This window comes from Haloferax prahovense DSM 18310 (genome assembly GCF_000336815.1).
Taxonomy (GTDB): domain Archaea; phylum Halobacteriota; class Halobacteria; order Halobacteriales; family Haloferacaceae; genus Haloferax; species Haloferax prahovense.
Genome location: NZ_AOLG01000058.1, coordinates 139,924 through 162,005 on the forward strand (window position 1 = coordinate 139,924; position 22,082 = coordinate 162,005).

General features: G+C 67.6%; 16 protein-coding genes. 8 read left to right on the forward strand and 8 right to left on the reverse strand.

Going from position 1 to position 22,082, the window contains the following annotated elements; genetic code table 11:
- Positions 1-3 precede the first annotated feature (3 nt).
- Together C457_RS19160 and C457_RS19165 are read left to right on the forward strand one after the other, a co-directional pair.
- Positions 4-840: a signal peptidase I gene (locus C457_RS19160; protein ID WP_008097249.1), complete on the forward strand. Its 837-nt coding sequence runs from the start codon at positions 4-6 to the stop codon at positions 838-840.
- A 7-nt stretch (positions 841-847) separates the two neighbouring features.
- Positions 848-2,746 (forward strand): hypothetical protein, encoded by a 1,899-nt coding sequence (locus tag C457_RS19165; protein ID WP_008097250.1) that lies wholly within the window; start codon positions 848-850, stop codon positions 2,744-2,746.
- A gap of 33 nt (positions 2,747-2,779) precedes the next feature.
- Here the strand turns inward: C457_RS19165 and C457_RS19170 are convergent, their stop codons facing one another.
- The gene (locus tag C457_RS19170; protein ID WP_008097251.1) at positions 2,780-3,136 is read right to left on the reverse strand and encodes a hypothetical protein; all 357 of its coding nucleotides are present in this window, start codon (positions 3,134-3,136) and stop codon (positions 2,780-2,782) included.
- A gap of 66 nt (positions 3,137-3,202) precedes the next feature.
- Positions 3,203-4,225 (reverse strand): LLM class flavin-dependent oxidoreductase, encoded by a 1,023-nt coding sequence (locus tag C457_RS19175; RefSeq protein WP_008097253.1) that lies wholly within the window; start codon positions 4,223-4,225, stop codon positions 3,203-3,205.
- Positions 4,226-4,570: 345 nt separating this feature from the next.
- Here C457_RS19175 and C457_RS19180 point away from each other — a divergent pair, with 345 nt between their 5' ends.
- A complete protein-coding gene (locus C457_RS19180; RefSeq protein WP_008097255.1) occupies positions 4,571-5,749 on the forward strand; it encodes a M24 family metallopeptidase in 1,179 nt (392 codons plus the stop codon).
- 26 nt (positions 5,750-5,775) lie between these two features.
- On the forward strand, positions 5,776-7,083 hold the full coding sequence (gene gdhB, locus C457_RS19185; protein WP_008097257.1) for a glutamate dehydrogenase GdhB: 1,308 nt from the start codon (positions 5,776-5,778) through the stop codon (positions 7,081-7,083).
- Positions 7,084-7,164: 81 nt separating this feature from the next.
- On the opposite strand, the gene C457_RS19190 is transcribed toward gdhB, so the two are convergent.
- Together C457_RS19190 and C457_RS19195 are read right to left on the reverse strand one after the other, a co-directional pair.
- Positions 7,165-10,299, reverse strand: coding sequence for an FAD-binding and (Fe-S)-binding domain-containing protein (locus C457_RS19190; protein WP_008097258.1), 3,135 nt, complete (start codon positions 10,297-10,299; stop codon positions 7,165-7,167).
- A gap of 6 nt (positions 10,300-10,305) precedes the next feature.
- Complete coding sequence (locus tag C457_RS19195) at positions 10,306-11,274, reverse strand: D-2-hydroxyacid dehydrogenase (RefSeq protein WP_008097259.1); 969 nt, start codon at positions 11,272-11,274, stop codon at positions 10,306-10,308.
- A gap of 127 nt (positions 11,275-11,401) precedes the next feature.
- Here C457_RS19195 and C457_RS19200 point away from each other — a divergent pair, with 127 nt between their 5' ends.
- On the forward strand, positions 11,402-12,709 hold the full coding sequence (locus tag C457_RS19200; RefSeq protein WP_008097260.1) for an amidohydrolase: 1,308 nt from the start codon (positions 11,402-11,404) through the stop codon (positions 12,707-12,709).
- Positions 12,706-14,004, forward strand: coding sequence for a threonine ammonia-lyase (gene ilvA, locus C457_RS19205; protein ID WP_008097261.1), 1,299 nt, complete (start codon positions 12,706-12,708; stop codon positions 14,002-14,004). Before C457_RS19200 ends, ilvA begins: the two co-directional genes overlap by 4 nt.
- Positions 14,005-14,079: 75 nt before the next feature.
- On the opposite strand, the gene C457_RS19210 is transcribed toward ilvA, so the two are convergent.
- The gene (locus C457_RS19210; RefSeq protein ID WP_008097262.1) at positions 14,080-15,438 is read right to left on the reverse strand and encodes an aminotransferase class III-fold pyridoxal phosphate-dependent enzyme; all 1,359 of its coding nucleotides are present in this window, start codon (positions 15,436-15,438) and stop codon (positions 14,080-14,082) included.
- A gap of 185 nt (positions 15,439-15,623) precedes the next feature.
- Positions 15,624-17,258 carry a BCCT family transporter gene (locus tag C457_RS19215; RefSeq protein ID WP_008097263.1) on the reverse strand — a complete coding sequence of 545 codons (1,635 nt, stop codon included), beginning with the start codon at positions 17,256-17,258 and terminating at the stop codon, positions 15,624-15,626.
- 440 nt (positions 17,259-17,698) lie between these two features.
- Between C457_RS19215 and C457_RS19220 the strand changes: the two genes are divergently transcribed.
- Positions 17,699-18,352: a hypothetical protein gene (locus C457_RS19220; protein ID WP_008097264.1), complete on the forward strand. Its 654-nt coding sequence runs from the start codon at positions 17,699-17,701 to the stop codon at positions 18,350-18,352.
- Between the two features lie 63 nt (positions 18,353-18,415).
- Here C457_RS19220 and C457_RS19225 read toward each other — a convergent pair whose 3' ends face one another.
- Both C457_RS19225 and C457_RS19230 read right to left on the reverse strand, forming a co-directional pair.
- The gene (locus C457_RS19225; RefSeq protein WP_008097267.1) at positions 18,416-18,802 is read right to left on the reverse strand and encodes a Rid family detoxifying hydrolase; all 387 of its coding nucleotides are present in this window, start codon (positions 18,800-18,802) and stop codon (positions 18,416-18,418) included.
- 18 nt (positions 18,803-18,820) lie between these two features.
- On the reverse strand, positions 18,821-20,200 hold the full coding sequence (locus tag C457_RS19230) for an aspartate aminotransferase family protein (RefSeq protein WP_008097269.1): 1,380 nt from the start codon (positions 20,198-20,200) through the stop codon (positions 18,821-18,823).
- A gap of 158 nt (positions 20,201-20,358) precedes the next feature.
- Here C457_RS19230 and C457_RS19235 point away from each other — a divergent pair, with 158 nt between their 5' ends.
- Entirely contained in the window at positions 20,359-22,026 is a 1,668-nt protein-coding gene (locus C457_RS19235) for an aldehyde ferredoxin oxidoreductase family protein (protein WP_008097271.1), read from the forward strand.
- Positions 22,027-22,082 lie beyond the last annotated feature (56 nt).

The following is a 22,082-nucleotide window of genomic DNA, read 5'->3' on the forward strand; positions in this document are numbered from 1 at the left end:
CCGATGCACTGGTCCCGTCTCGCCGCGGCGGCTCGCGTCCTTGGCGGCGTCGTCCTCCTCGTCGCCGTCGCCCTCGTCGTCGTGCTCGCTGCCCCGCAGGTATTCGGTGCCGAGGCCAGTTACACCGTCCTCTCGGGGAGCATGTCGCCGACGTTCGACGCCGGCGACGTGGTGGTCGTCCGCGACGTTCCGCCCACAGACATCTCGGAGGGAGATATCATCACCTACCGGGAAGCCGGCAGCGCCATCACCGACGAGCGGACCGACCGCGTGACCCACCGGGTCGTCGCGGTGGACCGAAGCGGCGACAGTCCGGTGTTCCGGACGAAGGGCGACGCCAACGAGGACGTCGACTCGGACCCCGTCGCGGCCGACCGCGTGGTCGGGAGCGTCTGGTTCCACGTGCCGTACCTCGGACTCGCCTCCCAGTTTGCCCAGTCGAAACTCGGCTTGGTCCTGTTCGTCATCCTCCCCGGCGCGCTCCTCGTCGTGACCGAACTCTACTCGCTGTACACTGACGCGCTCGTCGAGGTCGACGGCGACGAGGAGGACGGCCCCGGGGGGAGCGCCGAAAGCGCTGGAAGCGACGGCCGGCCCAACGGCGGAGCCGGTATCGACGCCGGTTACGTCAGCGCCTCGGACGGCGGCGTCACGCTCTACCCGGAGCGGACGGGGGTCCGCCTTTCGGACCCCGTCGCAGTCGTCGAATCGCCTCCCTCGTCTTCCGCCTCCGACACCTCCGCTTCGACCGACGATATCGAGTGGGTGACCGACCCTGCCGACCGCGATGCGGCGGCGACGGCGGCCGACGAGACGCCCGCATCCGAGGACGGGCGGTGATTCCCTCGTGAGCGGCCCGGACGACGCGGACGCGCTCGACTGGACTCCGGAGCAGTCGCCCGAACTGATTCTCGCCGACGCGACCCGGTGCCGCCGCCTCGTCGACGAGACGGAAGCCGACCGCGACGCGACCGACTTTGACACGGACGACTTCGACGAGGTCGACTTCGAGCGCCTCGAACGCGGCGACCGCGTCCTCTGTCTCCCCGGCGAGGGCCTGCCCGTCCACGGGGTCGTCCGAGAGGTTCGCCGTTGGAGCCCCCGCTCGTCGTCGTTTGTGCGCGACACAGCCGCCGACTCCACGACCGTCGAGCGCATCTCGACCGACGAGGACGACGGCCCGCGAACCGACGAGCGTCCGGTCGCCGTCGGCGACGAGGTCGAAGCCGGCGACCGCCCCACCGAGACGGCGCTGGTGGTCGAGTACCGCCCGTCGCGAGCGGGCCTGCTCCCGATTCCGCTGTCGCTCGCCTCGCTCTTTTCGGCGAAACTTCTCGGCACGCTCTCGCCGCGGCTCTCTCAAGTCCTCGGCCGGTTAGTCATCGTCTTCGTGGTTGTCGGCATCGTGCTGGTCGGAACCGGCTTGGCCGCCCCCGGAAGCATCGACCGCTTCCTCGACGACAGCGGCGTCAACGACGCGCTCTCCGACCTCCGAGGTGACGGTGACCCCGAGCCGTCGCCGCCGGAGGTCACCGTGACGCCGCCTCCGCAGACATCGGACGCCCCGTCCGACGAGACGAACCAGTCCGGCGACACGCCGACACCAACGCCCACGCCGACCACGAGTGCGACGTCTACGCCGGCCACGACGACGGACCCCGAGTCGACGGAGACGCCGGCGCAGACATCGACACCGGCTCCACCAACGCCGTCGCCGACGTCCGCGCCGACGAGCACTCCCGGGCCGACCACTACGGCGCGCTCTACGGGCAGCGGAGGTGGTGGCGGTGGTGGCTCCGGTGGCGACAGCCAAACGACGACCGCGACCACGGCCGCATCGTCGCCCGCGCCCGACCCGACGCTGACGGTCGAGGCCGCCGACCCACCGACGGTCCGAAGCGCCGACGGAACGGTCGGGACGCTCAGCGGCCCCGTGACCGGATCGCTCTCGTGGACCGGCGCGGTCGACAGCGTGGTTCTCGTGGTGAACACGTGGGCACCGGACGACGGCTGGCAGGAGGAGCGACGCGTCACCAGTCGGGGGTCGAGTCCCGTGGACGTCGCCGACGCGCTCGGCTCCGACGTGACCTACGCCGACGGCGACCGAACCGCGGGCTTCACCGCCAGCGACGACGGCGAGACAGCCGTCACGACTGGCTACGTCTCCGTGACTGCGGTGTTCTTCCGCGGTTCGACCGAGGTCGCCCGAACCGAGGAGACCGCGTCGTTCGACGTAACCGTCGAAAACACCGCCGGGAGCGCCCCGGAGGGCGTCGACCTCGAACTCGGCTCCGGCGGGGCCGGCGTCTCGCTTCTCGACACGCAGTCGGTCGCGCCCGGCTCCGCGGGCAACTCGACGGGGACGCTCACCAACCGCGGGCGCGACCCCGGCGTGTTGACGCTGGATTCGATGCCGTTCGAGTCCGCCGAAAACGGCCGCTCCGGACCTGAACTGTCGGTCGATTCGACGGGCGGAGCCGACGAGGGTGAACTCCACGAGGCGCTCGCCGTCCGACTTCGCGTCGAGCGGGCGAACGGGACGAGCGCCTACGTGCTTGGCGACGAGACGACGTATCTCGACTTCGCCGACGTGTGGAACGAGTCCGTCACGCTCGGCCGACTCGATGGCGGGGAATCCCTGTCGCTCGTCGTCGAGTGGCGGATTCGGGAGTCGGCAGGCAACGAGATACAGACCGACAGCGTCGACGTGGAGTTCGTCTTCACGCTCGAACAGGCGACCGACTGAGCGGGTTGCGACACGTTTTCTCCTGGCCCCCCTTCACCCGACGAAGAGTCTGAGGTTGAACGCCGTGGCGAACGCCCCGATGACGGAGAGCGTGACCGGCGGCAGGTAGTACAGCACCTTATCGCCCACGCGAGCGCCGTAGACGCAGATTCCGAGACAGAGGAAGAAGACCGCGAGCTTCGGGAGGACGAGCCCCCAATGGCCGAGGGCGTCCGTGCTCGCCACGAGCAGGGCGTTCGCCTCGTCGAACCGGCGCTCGTAGTAGAGGATAGTGAGCGTCGTGACGATGTCGCCGACGCCGTAGGTTGCGAGCGCGATGAGCCAGAGGAGCGAGAATTCCCGCGCCTCGAAGGGCGTGTCCTTGAGTCGAAGATACCGTACGCGTGACACACTCTCCATTTCGGGGACCGCAATATGAATTATCCGGGCCGACGGACTGTCGCGGAAGCTGACGCGTCAGACGAGCCCGACGCCCTCGGCGAGCAGTTCGTGCGAGCGGAGGCCGTCTTCGTGGTCGCCGACGACGTGCTGAATCATCATCTCGTCGGCTCCGACGCGTTCGGCGAGCTGGTCCAACAGCCCCGAAACCGTCTCGGGACTGCCGGAGATGGCTCGCGGCCACTCTTTCGCCCCGAGCGTCGCGGGCGTGGGTTCGGGGACGCCGCCGAGTTCGTCTATCGCCTCCTCGACAGTCGGTCTCGTCCCGACCTCGCCGCGACGCATCCGCTTGTACGTCGCCTCGGCCACCGCGCGGAGCCGCGCCGCCTCCTCGTCGGTCTCGGCGCAGACCGCGTTCACCGCGACCATCCCGTGGGGTTCGTCGATGCCGCCGGCCAGTGGCGACGCCCGGAAGCTCTCTCGGTACTCCTCGAAGGAGTGGACGGCGAACTGCGGTCTGATGAAGCCCGCGAAACAGTAGGGCAGCCCGAGTTCGCCCGCGATGGTCGCGCTCGACGGACTCGACCCGAGCACCCACGGAACTGGCGGATCGCCGTTGCCTCGCGGAATTTCGAGGTCGGCGTAGGGGTGTTCGTCGGGGTAGTCGTCGTAGAGGTGGTTGACGACGGCCTCGACCTTCTCGGCGTGGTCGCCGTCAGGGTCCTCGACGTGCCGGTCCGTCCCGAGCGCCTGGTCCGAGGCGGGCGACCCGTTCGCCCGGCCGAGCCCAGCGTCGATGCGACCGGGAGCGAGCCCGTCGAGCGCGCCGAACTGCTCTGCGACCTTGAACGGGCTGTAGTGGTTGAGCAGCACCGCGCCGGAGCCGAGCCGAATCGAGTCGGTCTCCGCGGCGAGGTGGCCGAGCAACACCTCGGGGGTCGTTCCCGCGAGGGTGCTCGCCATGCCGTGGTGTTCGGCGACCCAGAAGCGCGAGTAACCCAGTCGCTCGGCTTGCGCGGCGGCCTCGACGGTGTTCGCGTAGGCGTCGGTCGCGGTCCCGCCTCGCGGAACCGGGGAGAGGTCGACGATAGAGAGGTCCATACCCCGCCTCCGAGACTGCGAGGAATAACGATTGGGCTCCCAGCAGATGCGTACTGTTCTCGGTGGGTCGGAGGGACATTAGTATTGTTTATATAGTACTTTATTATATGTTTGAATGTCTTGAAAAATCCGAATAATCTAGATTATTTAAGTAGTTATGCATTTTAAGGCATCCTACGTGGGATATATGGATAGAAGGTATCTATGGTTATCTGGGTCGGACTGTATTCTTGTACTATCTACCCATTATACTCATCTCCCGAGCCGTCGGCGTACACAGAATTCGTGACCATGGTCCTCAAAAAATTTTTACGGGCCCTATCCGATGGTTCGATAGAGGTTCCCATGCCAAGAGCCGTATTCGACAGCGCCGAGTACGACAGACGCATCGCCCGGACCAAAGAGCGGATGGCCGAACGCGGGCTGGACGCGCTCTTCGTGAGCGACCCCGCGAACATGAACTATCTCACCGGCTACGACGGGTGGTCGTTCTACGTCCATCAGGGGGTCGTGGTCACGCGGGACCGCGACGAACCCGTGTGGGTCGGTCGCGACATGGACGCCAACGGCGCGCGCGCGACGACCACGCTGAGCGAGGAGAGCATCCGGCCGTACAGCGACGACCACGTGCAGTCGCCCCACGACCTCCACCCGATGGACTTCGTCGCGGCCGTGCTGGAGGACCTCGGCGTCGACGACGCGCGCGTCGGCCTCGAGATGGACGCCTACTACTTCACCGCGAAGTCCTACACGCGCCTGCAGAAGAATCTCCCCGAGGCGAGTTTCGAGGACACGACGCTCCTCGTGAACCGGGTGCGCATCAAGAAGTCCGACGCCGAACTCGACTACATGCGCGAGGCGGCCCGCATCTCCGAGAACGCGATGCAGGCCGGCCTCGACGTCATCGAGGAGGGCGTTCCCGAGTACGAGGCCGCCGAGGCCATCTACTCGGCGCTCATCGAGGGCACCGACGACTACGGCGGCGACTACCCGTCTATCGTCCCGCTGATGCCCTCGGGCGACCACACGGGGACGCCGCACCTCACGTGGACCGACCGCGAGTTCGAGGACGGCGACCCGGTCATCATCGAACTCTCCGGCTGTCGGCACCGCTACCACTCGCCGCTCGCCCGGACGACGTTCGTCGGCGACCCCCCGGAAGAGCTGTCCCGGCGGGCCGACATCGTCGTCGAGGGGATGGAAGCCGCCCTCGACGCGGTCGAACCCGGCGTGACCTGCGAGGCCGTCGAGAAGGCGTGGCGCGACACCATCGCCGAGTACGGCATCGAGAAGAAAGACCGCATCGGCTACTCGATGGGGCTCGGCTACCCGCCGGACTGGGGCGAGCACACCGCGAGCCTCCGCCCCGGCGACGAGACGGTGCTCGAAGAGAACATGACGTTCCACACCATCCCCGGCCTCTGGTTCGACGACTTCGGCGTCGAACTCAGCGAGACGTTCGTCGTCACGGCCACTGGGGCGGAACCGCTGGCCGACTTCCCCCGCCGGCTATTCACAACTTAATTATGACTCCGGGTCACAGCCCTCATATGATGACCGAAGATGGCAAAAATCGAAACGGCGAAGCGGTCGCCGACGGCGGCTCGGAGTCCGAACCCGAATCGGCGCTGGCGACGGCGCGCAGGCAGCTCGAACGCGCGGCGAGCCACGCCGACGTCGACGACGGCGTCGTCGCGCGCCTGAAGCACCCGACACGAGTCCAACAGGTGTCGGTCCCGCTCCGCCGCGACGACGGCTCCCTCGACGTGTTTACTGGCTTCCGCGCGCAGCACGACGACGTGCGCGGGCCGTACAAGGGCGGCCTCCGCTACCACCCGGAAGTGACCGCCGACGAGTGCATCGGGCTCTCGATGTGGATGACTTGGAAGTGCGCCGTGATGGACCTCCCGTTCGGCGGCGGCAAGGGCGGCGTCGCGGTCGACCCGAAGACGCTCTCTGACGAGGAGCGCGAGCGACTCACGCGACGGTTCGCCGAGGAGATTCGGAACGTCGTCGGGCCGAAGAAGGACGTTCCCGCGCCCGACATGGGAACCGGTCCGCAGGAGATGGCGTGGTTCATGGACGCCTACTCGATGCAGCAGGGCGAGACGACGCCCGGCGTCGTGACGGGCAAGCCGCCGGTCATCGGCGGCTCGTACGGTCGCGAGGAGGCACCCGGTCGCTCCGTCGCCATCGTCACCCGCGAAGCCATCGACTTCTACGACTGGGACATCGAAGACACCACCGTCGCAGTCCAAGGGTTCGGTTCCGTCGGCGCGAACGCCGCCCGCCTCCTCGACGAATGGGGCGCGAAGGTGGTCGCTGTCTCCGACGTGGACGGGGCCATCTACGACCCCGACGGCCTCGACACGCAGGACGTCGAGGGTCACGACGAGCGCCCCGGCATGGTGTCGGGCTACGACGCCCCCGAGTCGCTCACGAACGAGGAACTGCTCGAACTCGACGTGGACGTGCTCATCCCGGCGGCCATCGGGAACGTCATCACGACCGAAAACGTCGACGCCATCTCGGCGGACATGGTCGTCGAGGGCGCGAACGGGCCGACGACGTTCGCGGCCGACGCCGTCCTCGAAGAGCGCGGGATTCCCGTCGTCCCCGACATCCTCGCCAACGCCGGTGGCGTCACCGTCTCGTACTTCGAGTGGCTGCAGGACATCAACCGCCGCCAGTGGTCGCTCGAACGCGTCCACGAGGAACTGGAAGCGGAGATGCTCAAGGCGTGGAACGCGGTCCGCGAACACGTCGACGAACGCGACCTGACGTGGCGCGACGCGGCGTACGTCGTCGCGCTCTCCCGCATCGGCGGCGCGAAGGAGACGCGGGGCCTCTGGCCCTGAGCGGCTGAGCGTCGAGCGAACCCCAATCGACCGACGACCCAAGGGCCGCGGTGCGGCCCGGTTTCTTTTTCGGCGCGCTTCTCAGTCAGCGACCGCTTCGGCGACCTTCTCTATCGGGTGCGGCGGGTCGTCGGCCGCGCCGTCCATGTCTTCGAGTTGGGTTCGACAGGACGCCCCGGGCGCGACGACGGTGTCGCCGCGGCTCTCGCCGATTTGGTCCGAGAGGATGCCGCCGATGGCCTTCGACAGTGAGTGGTGTTCGGCCTCGTAGCCGAAGCTCCCGGCCATGCCGCAACAGCCCGAATCGAGCGGGTCTACGTCGTAGCCGGCGCGCCGGAGGACGCCCACCGCGTGGTGGTCTTTGCGCGTCGCCTTCTGGTGACAGTGGCCGTGATACGTCAGCGTCTCGGCCGACGCTGAGGCGTCGATGTTTTCCACGAGGCGCTTCGCGTCGAGGTACTCCATGATGCCGTAGGTCTCGGCGGCGACGGTCTCAGCCGCATCGCTCGAAAGCAAGTCGAGGTAGTCCGACTGGAACATGACCGCGTCCGAGGGCTCGACGAGCACGACGCTCCAGCCGGCTTCGACGCGGGGCGCGAGCGCGTCGACGTTCGTCTCGGCGCGCGCCCGCGACCGGTCGAGGAAGCCCTTCGAGTGGGCCGGGCGGCCGGTGGCGGTCGCGTCGTCCGGAATCGAGACGTGGACGCCGGCGGCTTCGAGGACGCGGACCGCGGCCTTCCCCGCGTCGGGGTGGTTGTAGTTGGTGTAGCTGTCGGGGAACAGGAGCACCTTGTCGGTGGCTTCGGCCTCGGGGACGCGAGCGCCGCCCCGCGCCTCGAACCAGTCTTCCAGCGATTCGCGGTGGAACGTCGGGAGCGACCGCTCTCTGGCGATGCCGACGGTCTTCTCTATGACCGTCCGCGCGCCCGGTATCTTCGCCGCCCAGTTCGAAAGCGGGGCGAGTCGCGAGCCCAGCGCGTTCAGCCGGTCCACCTCGGCGAACAGGTGGTCTCGGAGGCTCGCGCCGTGAGACTCGTGGTGGGCGTGTTCGACCTCGGCTTTGAGCTTCGCCATGTCGACCTCGCTCGGGCAGTCGCGGGCGCAGCCCTTACAGCCGACACAGAGGTCCAGCACCTCGCGCATGAACTCGGTGTCCGTCGCGTCGGCGTCGAGATCGCCGCTCATGGCCTGCCGGAGCATGTTGGCGCGACCGCGGGTCGACAGCCCCTCTTCCTCCGTGGCGCGGTAGGTCGGACACATCACGCCGCCGGTGGTCGACTGGTCGCCCCGACAGCCGCCGCAGCCGTGGCAGAGCTCCGCCATCCCCTGAAAGCCGTTTTCGGTGTCCCACTCGAGTTCGGGGTCGAAGCCGGCGTCGAACTCGTAGTCGGGGTCGAACCGGAGGTTCTCGGTCATCGACACGTCGCCGCAGACCTGCCCCGGATTCAGGAGCCAGTCGGGGTCGAACGCGGTCTTGAGGTCGCGGAAGGCGTTCCAGAGGCGGTCGCCGTACAGTTTGCGGTTCCACTGGGTCCGCGCGCGGCCGTCGCCGTGTTCGCCCGACACCGACCCGCCGGCTTCGACGACGAAGTCCGTCACCTCGTCGGCGATGGTCTCGAACGAATCGAGGCCGGCGAGCGTCTTCGTGTTGACGAGTGGGCGGACGTGCAGCACGCCCGGCCCCGCGTGGGCGTAGAAACTCGTGTTGGCGTCGTGGTCGTCGATGACCTCGCGGAACCGCTCGACGTAGCCCGGCAGTTCGTCGGCCGGCACGGCGCAGTCCTCGATGAAGGAGATGTGTTTCTCGTCGGTCGTCCGGGAGAGCAGGATGGGCGCGGCGGCCTTGCGCATCTCCCAGAGCCCCGCGCGGGCCGCCTCGTCGTGGGCTTCCAGCGCGTCGAACGCGCGGGCGTCGTCGGCGACGCCGACGCCCGAAGATGGCGTCGCCTCCGGCGTCACCGAGGGTGCGCGAGCCGTCAGCAGGTCGGCGACCTTCCGCCGGCCGTCAGCGTCGGAGTCGGCGTAGAACTCGACCAGCAGGGCCGCGCGGGTCCCGTCGGGGAGCGACGCGGCCACGTCGTGGAACTCCGCGGTGTCGAGCGCGAGGTCGATGAGCACGTCGTCGATGAGTTCGACCGCCGCCGGGTCGTGGTCGAGGATGGGGGCCACGTCGGCGGCGGCGTCGAACACGTCCTCGTAGGTGAGGAGCGCGACGGCCTTGGTCTCCGGGAGCGATTCGAGCGAGACGGTCGCCTCGGTCACGACGGCGAGGGTCCCCTCGCTCCCGGCGAGCAGGCGCGCGAGGTTCACGGTCCCCGACTCGCAGTCCGGGTCGGTTCCGGTCCCGTCGGCCAGCGGGCGCTCCCCGCGGGCCTCCTCGACCAGCGCGTCGAGGTTGTAGCCCGAGACGTTGCGCTTGAGGTCCGGGTAGCGGGCGTCTATCTCCGCTCGTTCCTCGTCGAGCACGCGGACGACCTCGGCGTAGATTCGGGGGAGAAGCGGACTCTGCGGCCCGTCGGAACCCCACGCGTCGCTCTCGGGGTCGGCCTTCTCCCGGAGTTCGTCCACGCGCATCTCGTCGAAGCGGTGGACGCTCCCGTCGGCGAGGACGACCTCGCACTCCTCGACGTAGTAGTCGGTCTTGCCGTACTTCAGGGAGTGCGCGCCGGTGGAGTTGTTGCCGATAGCGCCCCCGAGGACGCTCCGGTCGCCCGCGGCGGGGTCCGGGCCGAACGTGAGACCATGGTCGGCCGCGGAGTTATTGAGGTCCGCGAGCGTAACCCCGGCCTGCGCGGTCGCCGTCGCCGCCTCGGAGTCCACCGACTGGACCCCGTCCATGTGCCGCGAGAGGTCAAGGACGACCGCCTTGTTGACGGCCTGTCCGGCGAGGCTCGTGCCGCCGCCGCGGGGGAGGACGGGAATCTCGCGGTCGGCGCAGTACTCTACGACGGCCGCCACGTCGGCGGTCGAGGTCGGCATGACGACGCCGACGGGGAGCACCTCGTACGCCGAGGCGTCGGTCGCGTACAGTTGTCGGGTGTACTCGTCGAACCGCACGTCGCCGTCGACGAGGCGTTCGAGGTCGCGGACGAGCGCCTCGCGGTCGGTGTCGCCGCCGACGTAGTCGTAGTCGGCGCGCGGGTCGTCGCCGGGGTCGGCTGACGGGTCGGTCCGCTGGCCGTCGCTGGAGTCGTCCGGACGTTCCTGCGTCGCCATCGGGAGTCAGTTCGACTCGGCGGCCAGCACTTGGTTCTCCAGCTCCTCGCCCTCGTCGAGCCGCCCGAGGTTCCCGGCGACGATGTCGGCGAGGCGGTCCCAGTGCTTCGGCGTGTGGCCGCCCGTGTGGGGCGTGATGAGGCAGTTCTCCAGCCCCCACAGCGGGTGGTCGGCGGGAAGCGGCTCGGGGTCGGTCACGTCGAGCGCGGCCCCGCGAATCTTGTTCGACCGCAGCGCCGACACGAGCGCGTCGGTGTCGACGATGCCGCCGCGGGCGGCGTTGACGAGCACGGCGTCGGTCGGCATCGTGGCGAACTCCGCCTCGTCGATGAGCCCGCGGGTCAGGTCGTTCAGCGGACACGCGACCACGACGTACTCGCTCCGGGAGAGCGCATCGTGAACCGCGTCGGGTTCGAAGCCGGCGACCTCGTCGGTCGGGCCGCCCTTCGACGGCGTGTAGCGGATGCCGATAGTCTCGACTTCGAAGCCCTGCAACCGCTGGGCGACGGCCTGCCCGATGGAGCCGAGGCCGATAATCGTCACCGTGCTGTCGGTGAACTCGCCGGACTGGAAGTGCCGCCACTCGGCGCGCTCCTTGCGCCGCCAGCCCTCGTGGAGGCGGCGGGCGAACACGAGCATGTTGCCGATAGCCTGCTCGGCGATGCCGGGCGCGTGGATGCCGCCGGCATTGGTGACGGCGACGCCGTGTTCCGCGAGCGCGTCCATCGGGACGTGGTCGGTCCCGGCGAACGTGCAGGCGAACAGTTCGAGGCGGTCGGCGCGGTCCAGCAGGTCCTCGTCTATCGTGATGCCCGTGACGACGCGGGCGTCGGCGACGAGTTCGCGTTCCTGTTTCGGCGTCCGGGCGAGCGTCACGGTCCGGTCCGGGAGGCGCTCGCGGAGCGCGTTCGCGTACGATTCCATCGAAAGGCCCTCGGTCCCCTCGCGGAGGACGACGATGTCTGTCTCGGTCATGGTGTGAGTCGCGCGTCGCGGGCGCGGTTGCTACATCGATTGGGTGACGTTCCCTTAGTCTTTTTGTGTAGCCGGTGTCCACGGATACCGTTTATGCTTAAGTGGGTGGCGAGTGGTACGTGTACGCATGGCCGACGCCGTTCGACCGCGACTAGCGGAGCTTCGCAGAGACCTCCACCGCCACCCCGAACCCGGCTGGTGCGAGTTCCGGACGACCGCGCGGCTCGTCGAGGAACTGCGCGCCATCGGCGTGGACGAACTCGCCGTCGGCGCTGACGCTTACGACCCCGACGACCGGATGGCCGTTCCGAGCGACGACCGACTCGACGAGTGGTACGACCGGGCGCTCGACAGCGGGGTCGACCCGGACCTCCTCGAACCGCTCCGCGGCGGGACGACCGGTTGTGTCGCCGTCCTCGACCGCGGCGAGGGGCCGACGGTCGGCCTTCGGGTCGACATCGACGGGCTGTTCATCGAGGAGTCGGACGACGCGGGCCACGACCCCGCCGCCGAGGGCTTCCGCTCGGAGACGGGCGAGACGATGCACGCCTGCGGCCACGACACCCACATGACGTGGGGGCTGGCGACGCTCGAAGCCGTCAAGGAAAGCGACTTTTCGGGTCGGCTCGTCGTGTTCTTCCAGCCCGCGGAGGAGATCTCGGGGGGCGGCGCGCCTATGGCGAAAAGCGAGTACGCCGCCGGTATCGACTACTTCTTCGCGGTCCACGTCGGCCTCGACCACCCGACGGGAGAGGTCGTCGCCGGTATCGAGAAGCCGCTCGCCATGTGCCACATCGACGCGGAAATCGAGGGGACGACCGCCCACGCCGGCAAGGAACCGGAAGCCGGCGCGAACGCCATCCACGCGCTCGGCACCGCCATCGAGAGCGTCTACGGCATCCCGCGGCACTCCGACGGGATGACCCGCGTCAACGTCGGCCGGGTCGAAGGCGGTACCGCGAGCAACGTCATCGCCGACGAGGTCGAAGCCGTCGCCGAGGCGCGCGGCGAGACGACCGAACTCATGGAGTACGCGAAGTCCGAACTCCGCCGGCGGTTCGAGAAGGCCGCCGAACTGCACGACTGCGAAGCGACGGTCGACGTGGTCAGCGAGAGCCCGCGGGCCGACAGCGACCCCGAACTCGTGGAGGCCGTCGCCGACGCCGCCGAGGGCGTGCGCGGCGTCGACCGCGTCGTGCCGACCGCCGACTTCGGCGCGAGCGAGGACGCCACGTTCCTCATGGAGCGCGTCCAGCGCGACGGCGGCCTCGCATGTTACTCCATCGTCGGCACCGACCACCCGACGAGCCACCACACCGCGACGTTCGACGTGGACGAGCGAAGCCTCGAAACCGGCGTCGAAGTCCTCACGCGGTCGATTCTGTCGGTCGCCGGCGTCGAGTCGGTTCCAGAAATCGCGGGAGCGAACCGATGAGCGACGGGCGCGTCACCGGCGAGTCGGCACCCCCGGCGTCGGAAGTCGTCACCGCCGACGACGTTGCGGACGCCCACGAGCGACTCGACGGCGTGGTCCACCGGACGCCGCTCGATAGCTCGCGAACCATAGCCGACCGCTGCGGGGCCGAGCGGGTCGACCTCAAACTGGAGAACGTCCAGCGGACGGGGTCGTTCAAGATTCGCGGCGCGTACAACGCGATGGCGCAGCTCCCCGAGTCGGTGCGAGAACGGGGCGTCGTCGCCTCCAGCGCCGGCAACCACGCGCAGGGCGTCGCGCTCGCCGGCGACCTGCTCGACATCGACACGACCATCGTCGTCCCCGAAATCACGCCGGCGGTGAAAATCGACGCCACCCGCGGTTACGGCGCGGAGGTCGTCGTCGAGGGCGACCTGTACGAGGAGTCGTACGAACACGCTCTGCGACTCGCCGACGACGAGGGACTGGAGTTCGTCCACCCCTTCGACGACGCGGCCGTCATCGCCGGACAGGGGACCGTCGGACGGGAACTCGCGGCTGACGCGCCCGACGTGGATACGGTTCTCGTCTCCATCGGCGGCGGCGGCCTCATCTCCGGTATCGCCACCGCGCTGAAGGCGCGGAACCCCGACGTGCGCGTCGTCGGCGTCCAACCCGAGGGCGCGGCCCACGCCAAGCCCTCGCTCGAGGCCGACGAGATTCGCATGCTCTCGGAGGTCGATACCGTCGCCGAGGGCATCGCCGACGCGCGGCTGTTAGAGCGGACCTTCGCGGTCGTCCGCGACCGCGTCGACGACGTGGTCTCGGTCGACGACACGGACCTCGCGGTCGCCACCACGGTCCTCGCCGAGCGGGCGAAGACCGTCGCCGAACCGGCCGGTGCGGCCCCGGTCGCAGCGCTGCTATCGGGCGCGGTCGACGTCGAGGGCGAGCACGTCGCGGCCGTCGTCTCCGGCGGCAACGTCGGCCTCTCCGAACACGCCGAACTGACTCGCGTCGGGATGGAGGCGCTCGGACGCGCCGCCGAAGCGCGACTCGAACTCGACGACTGGCCGGCGGTTCTCGGCGACCTCTCCGAGGCCGTCGCCGCGTCCGGGGCCGAACTCGATAGCGTCGAGCGCGCCGCCCGAACCGCCGCCGACGAACCGAATCGGGTTCCGGTCGAGGTTCGCCTCGACGGGAGCGGTCCGGACCACCTCGCGGACGCGCTCGGCTCGCTGGCCGCGGTCGACGGCGTCGAAGTCGCTTCGCACTCGCTGGACAGGTGCGTCGGCGAGTCTGCTGACTCGGCCTGAGTAGTCCGGAAAAACGGGACAGACCGCGTCTCGGGTCCGTTTTTTCTCACGCTGTTCGTCCGGCGAAACCCACGCTCACGCGACCGCTTCGGTCGCCACGGCGTCCATCGCCTCGCAGAAGATGCCCACGCCCAGTTCGATTTCGCGCTCGGTGGAGTCGAGCGGGGGCAGGAGGCGAATCGTCTTCTTCCCGCAGCCGAGGGTGAGCAGGCCGCGGTCGAGCGCCGCTTCGACGACGGCGTCGCGGCGCTGTTTGGTGTCGAACTCGACGGCGAGCATCAGACCCTTCCCGCGCACGTCGACCACGTGGTCGGGCGCGTCGTCGGCGAGGAGTTCCTTCGCCTGCCGGCCGCGCTCGGTCGCGTTGTCGAGCAGGTCGTACTCCTCGATGGCGTCGAGCGTGAGCGCGCCTTGCATCGACGCGAGCAGGTCGCCGCCGCCGAACGTCGACCCGAGGCGGTTCTTCTCGGTCGGGAAGACGTCGGACCTCGAGACGGTCGCGCCGACGCGGAGCCCCTTCGCGCTGGCGATGACATCGGGTTCGATGGGGTAGTGGTCGGCGGCCCACATCTCGCCCGTCCGCCCGACGCCCGACTGAATCTCGTCCACGACGAGCGGGATGTCGTAGGTGTCGCAGACGTCGCCCACCTCGGCCATGAACTCCTCGCTCGGGAAGCGGTAGCCGCCGACGCCCTGAATCGGTTCGAGAATCGCGAACGCGACCTCGTCGGGGTTGACGTGGCCGCCCTCCGGCGAGAGCGAGTTCCGCAACTGCGACCCGCCACCCGCGAAGAAGCCGCAGTCGCAAGAGTCCGCCGAACAGCCCGAGTCCGCGCAGAACGGAACCGTCTCGATGCCCGCGACTTGCGGGTAGTGGCGAGTGTAGACCTCTTTCGATTTCGTGAGCGAGAGCGTCCCGAGAGTCCGGCCGTGGAAGCTCCCCTCGAAGGCGTAGCCGTACTTCGCGGGGGCCTTGTGGTCGTGCGTTATCTTCATCGCGTTCTCGACGGCCTCGGCCCCGGAGTTCGACAGGAACACCGTGTCCATCCCGTAGTGAGAGGAGACGTCGGTGAGCTTGTCCATCAGGTGGCTCGACCCGGGGAACTCGGCGGTTTCGGGGTCCGGTCCCGCGCCGAAGTACATGTCTTGGCCGGCGATTTTCATCGGTTCGACGAGGTCGAACTCCCGGAGCTTCGACAGCACTTTCTCGTTGTTGTAGCCGAGCGGCGCGGCCCCGATGTGGCAGGTGAAGTCCAAGAGGACGTTGCCGTCCACGTCGGTGACGAACGGGCCGTCGGCCTCGGCGGTCACGTCCCAGACGAACTCGTGGGAGTACTCGCTGGGCGCGGCGTGCTTGTGGTGGAACTCGACCCACTGCTTCGCGTTGGGTCCGGGCAGCGCTGCTGCGTCCGGTTCTGCGGTATCCCGATCCATACACAGGATTTGTTGATACCGTACATTAAAACTTGGTATCATAGGAGCTACCACACATCACGGTTCGCGGTCCGCCTCGGCGACCGCGCCGGCGGCGCTCTCGGTCGGTACGGGCCTTCGTAGAATGGAGATGACGGAGACGGGGACAGAGACGGGGACGGAACCGCGTTCGGCTGGAGTCGGCGTCAGTCGTCGTCGTGGCTGGAGACGTTCGCGGCCGGTGCCTGCCCGCCGGTCGACTCCGACTTCCCCCAGAGGTTCGTCTCGTCTTGGAGGAGCAGGCTTCCGTAGTCGTCTTGGAAGGTCCGGATGAGCCCGAGCGTCGCTATCACGCAGATGACGGCGAACGGCGCGCCCGTGATAATCGCCGCGGACTGCAGGGCGTTCACGCCGCCGACGACCATCAGGATGGACGCCACAGCGCCCTGGAGGACGGCCCAGAAGATGCGGTTGAGCGCGGACGGTTCCTTTTTACCGCCGGTCGTCATCATCGACACAGCCAGCGTCGACGAGTCGGCGGAGGTGACGAAGAACGTCGTCACGAGCACGAGGAACCCGAACAGGAGCAGCGGTCCGACGATGGGGAGATTGCCGAAGAGGACGTACCCCGAGACCGCTTCGCCGTACTCGGAGACCGGCCCGAGGACGTTCGCCGCGCCCGTGTGCTGCATGATGACGCCCGCGCCGCCGACGATAGCGAACCACGGGACCGTCGCGAGCGAGGTCGCACCGATGCCGGCGAACGCGACCTCGCGGACGCTCCGACCGCGCGAGATGCGGGCGATGAACAGGCCCGCGAAGGGCGACCACGCGAGCGGCCAGAGCCAGTAGAAGACGGTCCACGCGTTGACCCACTTACTGGCGCTGGTCGCGGTGGCCTGCGTGAACAGGCTCATCTGGAAGAAGTCGCCGATGAAGCCACCGGTCGCCTGCGTGCCGAGTTCGAGGATACGGAAGGTCGGCCCGAACACCAGCGTCGCGACCATCAACAGGGTGAACACGACCATGTTGAAGTTCGAGAGCCGTCGAATCCCCTTGTCGACGCCCAGCACTAACGAGATGGTGAAGATGACGACCATGCCTGTGATGACGAGGATGGTTCCCACGTCGCCAAGTTGGATTCCCCACTGGAAGTTCAGGCCGGTGATGAACTGGCTTCCGATGAAGCCCAGCGAGGTTGCGACGCCGCCGAGGGTCGCGAACACGGCGAGGATATCGACGGTTTTCCCTATCGCGCCGTCGACGTTGTCCGCACCGAGAATCGGCGTCAGGACCGCCGACACGCGAAGCGGCGCGTCGTAGTTGTAGACGAAGTAGCCGATGGCGAGACCCATCACGGTGAAACACGACCACTGGGTCAGACTCCAATGGAAGATAGAGTACTGGACCGCCAGCGGCATCGCCGCCGAGGACTGGGCCTCGGCCCCGTACAGCGGCGGGACCGTCGAGTAGTGGAACAGCGCCTCCGCGGGACCCCAGAAGACGATACCCGCCGCGAGGCCGGCGGAGTACATCATTGCGAAGTACGAGAGGAAGCCGTACTCGGGGTCCTGGTCTCCGAGCTTCAGGTTACCCCACGGCCCGAAGATGACGAAGCCCAAGAACAGGACGAACCCGAGCATCGCCAACAGGAAGAACCAGTTGAACGTGGCGAGAATCCACCGGCGAATCCCGAGGACGAAGTCGTAGGAGGCCTCCGGATTGAGGCTGAACGCGCCGACGAAGAGCAGCGTTATCGCCGCGCCGAACGCGAACACCACCGGCTCGATTTCGTCGAGGAACTCACTCACGACGCCGTTTGAGGAGCTCACCGCCGACACCCCCCGTGCGTAATCGCCCCGTTCGACCCCGTCTGAACGAGACTGCCACCTCCCGACTGACTGGTCGAGGCCCGCGCCTCGAACTGTGCGCCACGATGACCGTTGCACCCGTGTGCTGTAATGTGGTCTGTCATACTATCGCTCCGACGGACACCATGCTACGTGATGTCTCACATCACGACAAGTGCAAACATTACCATAAAATTTGTGGTTATCGGTGACGCCGAGAACGAAATCCGTTTACAAACGGTCGGAAAGTCGGACGTCGACCCGCTGCAGTCGTGCGCTTTCTCCGCTGCGTAGCGCCTCGCTCCGCCCTCGACCGGTGCGTTCACACGAACTGTAGACGAGACTTCGGAATACCCCGGCTATCGCCCCGATTCGTCCGGATATTCGGCCCGTTCGTAACGCTTAATCGAATTCGTACACGCGTTCTGTATATGGCAAACGACGCCGACGGAACGGACGGCACCGACGACCTCGCCTACGCCGCCGACCGCGGCCGCGGCATCCTGACGCCGAGCGACCGCGAGTTCCTGCTCGGCCGGAAGACCGACTACACCGACCACTCGAAAAAGCAGAAGCGAAACCGGATTCGACGCCGCCTCCGCAACGCGATACTCGATTTCACCATCCTGTTCGAGTCGCTCGAAGACCGCGACCGCGAGACGGTGTTCAACCCCGACGCCGCCGACCGCGAGGCGTACACGCGGGGCATCACCGACATGCTCGCGTTCCTCCACCTCGGGACGATGGGCTACTACACCCCGTTCAAGGACATGCTCTCCGAGGGCGTCAACAAGGCCGAGCAGGAACTGGCCGGCTCCGACTACCGGATGGTCACGGTGGATTTCAACGTCGAACCGGTCGGCCAAATCGACGTCGACGCCGTCATCGACAAACTCGAACGCGGCGCGTTCGACCAGCTCACCGACGAGGAACTACAGGCGTTCGTCAGGCTTCTGGCGGAGTCAGACGACTTCTCTGCGACCGACCTGCGCGCCGATATGAAAGCCCAGATGTCCGAGTTCGTCGAGCGAATCGACGCCGCGAACGAGCGGCGCGACCGCCGAGTCGACGAACTGAACGACTGAGCCCCGGTTCGACTGGGCCGCGAATCTCCCGGGCGTCCGGGCGGCGACGCCACGCGCTGCGGCCTACCCGAGATACGCTATCGCGTCCATCTCGACGCGAACGTCGCCGGGCAGGCGCGCGACCTCGACGCAGACGCGCGCCGGCGGCACCTCGTCGAACCGCGCGCCGTACGCCTCGTTGACCCGTTCGTAGTCGTCGAGGTCGGTGACGTACACCGTCAGTTTCACCGCGTCGTCGAGGCCGTCGCCGCCGGCCTCGGAGACGACGGCCGCGATGTTGTCGAGCACGCGGTCGGTCTGTGCTTCGATGTCGCCGTCGACCTCCTCACCCGTCTCGGGGTCGACCGGGCCGTAGCCCGAGACGTAGAGCGTGTCGCCGGCGACGACGCCCTGCGAGTAGGGGTTATCCGTACGCGGGGCGTCGTCCGTGATGACTCGTTCGGGTGGCATCGTGGTGTTCGACCGTGGTTAGACTCGTTGCGTTTCGGCCGTGACCGCTTCGATGCCGTCGGTGATGACGTCGAGCGCCGTCTCCGCGAGGTCGTGGGTGAGCACGAGCGGCGGGAGCAGTCGCAGGATGTTGCCGTGCCGGCCGGCCTTCCACACCAGTACGCCGCGCTCGAAGCAGTACTGCTGGAGCGCGTCGGCCGCCTCGCCGTCGGGGTTGCCCTCGGCGTCGACGAACTCCGCGCCGATGAACAGGCCCTTCCCGCGAACGTCCACGATTCGGGGGTTGTCCTCCGCGACCTCCGAGAGCCGGCCGCGGATGTACTGGCCGAGGTCGCGGGCGTGCGCGAGGAGGTCGTGTTCCTGGATGTACTCGATGGCGCGGGTGCCGGCGCGCATCCCGACGACGTGGCCGCGGTACGTGCCCGCGTGGTCGCCCGACCCCCACGTGTCGAGGTCCTCGTGGTAGATGGTCGCCGACAGCGGGAAGCCGGTCCCGCCGAGCGCCTTCGCCGAGGTCATCACGTCCGGCGTGACACCGTACCACTCGCTCGCCCACCACTTGCCGGAGCGGCCGAGGCCGCTCTGAATCTCGTCGAACACGAGGGGAACGTCGTTGTCATCGGCGATGTCGCGGAGGCCTTTCAGGAACCCCTTCGGCGGGGTGACGACGCCGCCTTCGCCCTGAATCGGTTCGACGAAGATGCCCGCCGGGTTGGCGAGGCCGCCGTAGGGGTCCTCGAAGATGGCCTTGACCTCTTCGAGACAGTGGTCGACCGCCTCCTGCGGGCCTTTACCCATCTCGACCGTGTTCGGGTAGGGTGCGTGGACCACGTCGGGGAGGAGCGGCGAGTAGTCGCCCTTGAACTTCTTGTTGCCGGTGAGGCTCATCGCGCCGCTCGTCGCGCCGTGGTACGCGCCGCGGAAGGCGACGAGACCGGTCCCTTCGGTGTTGTACTTGGCGAGTTTGATGGACGCCTCGATGGCGTCGCTCCCCGTCGGACCGCCGAAGACGACGCGGTTGTTCCCGCGCAGTCCCTCTGGCGCGATTTCGTCCAACTTCTCGATGAGGTCGAGTCGGGCCTCCGTCGGGAAGTCGACGGTGTGGACGAACTTGTCGGTCTGCTCGTGGACCGCCTCCAACACGTACGGGTTCGAGTGACCCACGTTGAGCACGCCGATACCGGCGAACATGTCGATGAAGGTGTTGCCGTCGGCGTCGCGCACCGTCGCACCCTTCCCGCTTTCGAACGCGATAGGGATGTCCTCGGGATACGAGACGGCGCTGCTGTCGATTCGCTGCTGTTTTTCGAGGAGTCGCGTCGATTTCGGCCCCGGAACGTCGCCCACGTTCGGTGCGTCGTCGAAGTGCAACTCGTGAATCGGCGGACCTGCGACCATGCCTCAACCCATGTAGAACAGTCATAAATAATTTGTCCACGCTTCCTATTGATGACGTACACAGTATTCGGTTTCGACATCGGCCACCCGCGGTGATTTGGTTAGCGACGTAACAGTAACCACAATGGATTTGTGCGAGGCAAGTCCTTCTTTTTCCAATGTTACACGCAAAAGGTCCGCTGCTCACGGTCGACTTAGGAAACGAGACCAGTCGGACGGAAGACATCGACGAGATTCTCGAATCCTACGTCGGGGGTCGCGGAGTCGCCACCCGCCTCGCTCACGAGCGCGTCTCATTCGACGTTGACCCCTTCAGCCCGGAGAACCGCGTCTACTTCAGCACCGGTCCGATGCAGGCGTCGAACATGAGTTTCACCGGTCGCACGAACTGCACCAGCGTCTCGCCGCTGACCGGCGGCCTCTGCTCGTCGAACGCGGGCGGGTTCGTGTCGCGGAACTTCGCGGACGCGGGCTACTCGGCGGTCGAACTCACGGGCGCGAGCGACGAGTTGGTCGTCCTCCACGTCACAGACGAGGGCGTCGAGTTCGAGTCCGTCCCGGACCTCGCCGGCGCGACGGTTCCCGAGACGGTCGCGTACCTCGACGACGAACACGGCATCGAAGCCGACCGGACGATGGTCGTCGGTCCCGCCGGCGAGAATCTCGTGCGCTTCGCCTCCATCATGACGAGCGAGGAGCGCGCGTTCGGCCGCGGCGGTCTCGGTGCCGTCCTCGGGTCGAAGAACGTGAAGGCGCTCACCTTCGGCGGCGACTCCGCGCCCGACATCGAGATTCCGTCGTCGCAGATGGAGATTCACCGCGAGGCCGCCACCGACGACCACATCATGAAGCGGCAGGGGACCGTCGCCGTGCTGGACCTCGCCAACGAGATGGACGGCCTCCCGTCGTACTACTTCTCCGAGCGCCACTTCGAGGGCGCGGAGGGAATCAACGGCGACGCCATCGAGCAGAAGAAGTACAAGAAGGGCACCTGTTCCGCCTGCGCGTTCGCGTGCAAACTCCCCACGAGAGACGAGGAGGCGGGCGTGGAAACCGAGGGCCCCGAGTTCGAAGTCACTATGGCGTTTGGGTCGAACTCCGGCGTCGACGACATCGTCGAGGTGATGAAGTCGAACGAGCTGTGCGACCGCTACGGCCTCGACGCCATCTCGGCCGGCAACACCGTCGCGGCCTACCTCGCCAGCGAAGACGAGTTCGGTAACACCGACCTTATCCACGACCTCGTGGAGAAAATCGCGCTCCGGGAGGGAATCGGCGACGACCTCGCCGAGGGCATCGCCCGCGTCCACGACGACCTCGGCGTGGAGAACTGGACGGTCAAGGGGATGGACTTCGCCGCCCACGAGGGGCGGGTCCTCCACGGACAGGGTCTGTCGTACGCCGTCGCCAACCGCGGCGCGGACCACATGTACGCGGTGTTCTACTCCCAGGAGTACCCGCTCGTCGGCAAGGACGACGCCTACCCACCGGAGGGGTTCGAGGGCAAGCCCAAGCGCCTCATCGAGAAGGAAAACCAGATGGCGCTCAACGACAGCGGCATCGTCTGTAAGTTCTCGCGGGACTTCATGACTCCCGAGCGCTACGAGATGCTGTTCGGCGCCGACTTCGAGGACCTGCTGGCCGTCGGCGACCGCATCGTCACGCTCGAACGGCACTTCAACAACCAGCGCGGCTTCGACCGCGGCGACGACACGCTCCCGTACGCCGACGAGTTAGACGGGTTCGAAGCGGCGCTCGAAGCGTACTACGAGCGTCGCGGGTGGACTGACGACGGCGTCGTCCCGTCGGGCAACGTCCCGGCGTAACGCGCCCGATTGACCGACTCGCGTCGGTCCGACGAACGTTTCTCACTTCTCACTTT

Excerpts from the sequence above, each read along its gene's own strand:
- C457_RS19225 (WP_008097267.1), bottom strand. The coding sequence starts at position 18,802 with ATGCCACCCGAACGAGTCATCACGGACGACGCCCCGCGTACGGATAAC.
- C457_RS19175 (WP_008097253.1), bottom strand. The coding sequence starts at position 4,225 with ATGGACCTCTCTATCGTCGACCTCTCCCCGGTTCCGCGAGGCGGGACC.
- C457_RS19230 (WP_008097269.1), bottom strand. The coding sequence starts at position 20,200 with ATGGTCGCAGGTCCGCCGATTCACGAGTTGCACTTCGACGACGCACCG.
- C457_RS19160 (WP_008097249.1), top strand. The coding sequence starts at position 4 with ATGCACTGGTCCCGTCTCGCCGCGGCGGCTCGCGTCCTTGGCGGCGTC.
- C457_RS19180 (WP_008097255.1), top strand. The coding sequence starts at position 4,571 with ATGCCAAGAGCCGTATTCGACAGCGCCGAGTACGACAGACGCATCGCC.
- C457_RS19190 (WP_008097258.1), bottom strand. The coding sequence starts at position 10,299 with ATGGCGACGCAGGAACGTCCGGACGACTCCAGCGACGGCCAGCGGACC.
- C457_RS19195 (WP_008097259.1), bottom strand. The coding sequence starts at position 11,274 with ATGACCGAGACAGACATCGTCGTCCTCCGCGAGGGGACCGAGGGCCTT.
- C457_RS19235 (WP_008097271.1), top strand. The coding sequence starts at position 20,359 with ATGTTACACGCAAAAGGTCCGCTGCTCACGGTCGACTTAGGAAACGAG.
- C457_RS19200 (WP_008097260.1), top strand. The coding sequence starts at position 11,402 with ATGGCCGACGCCGTTCGACCGCGACTAGCGGAGCTTCGCAGAGACCTC.
- gdhB (WP_008097257.1), top strand. The coding sequence starts at position 5,776 with ATGATGACCGAAGATGGCAAAAATCGAAACGGCGAAGCGGTCGCCGAC.
- ilvA (WP_008097261.1), top strand. The coding sequence starts at position 12,706 with ATGAGCGACGGGCGCGTCACCGGCGAGTCGGCACCCCCGGCGTCGGAA.
- C457_RS19210 (WP_008097262.1), bottom strand. The coding sequence starts at position 15,438 with ATGGATCGGGATACCGCAGAACCGGACGCAGCAGCGCTGCCCGGACCC.
- C457_RS19220 (WP_008097264.1), top strand. The coding sequence starts at position 17,699 with ATGGCAAACGACGCCGACGGAACGGACGGCACCGACGACCTCGCCTAC.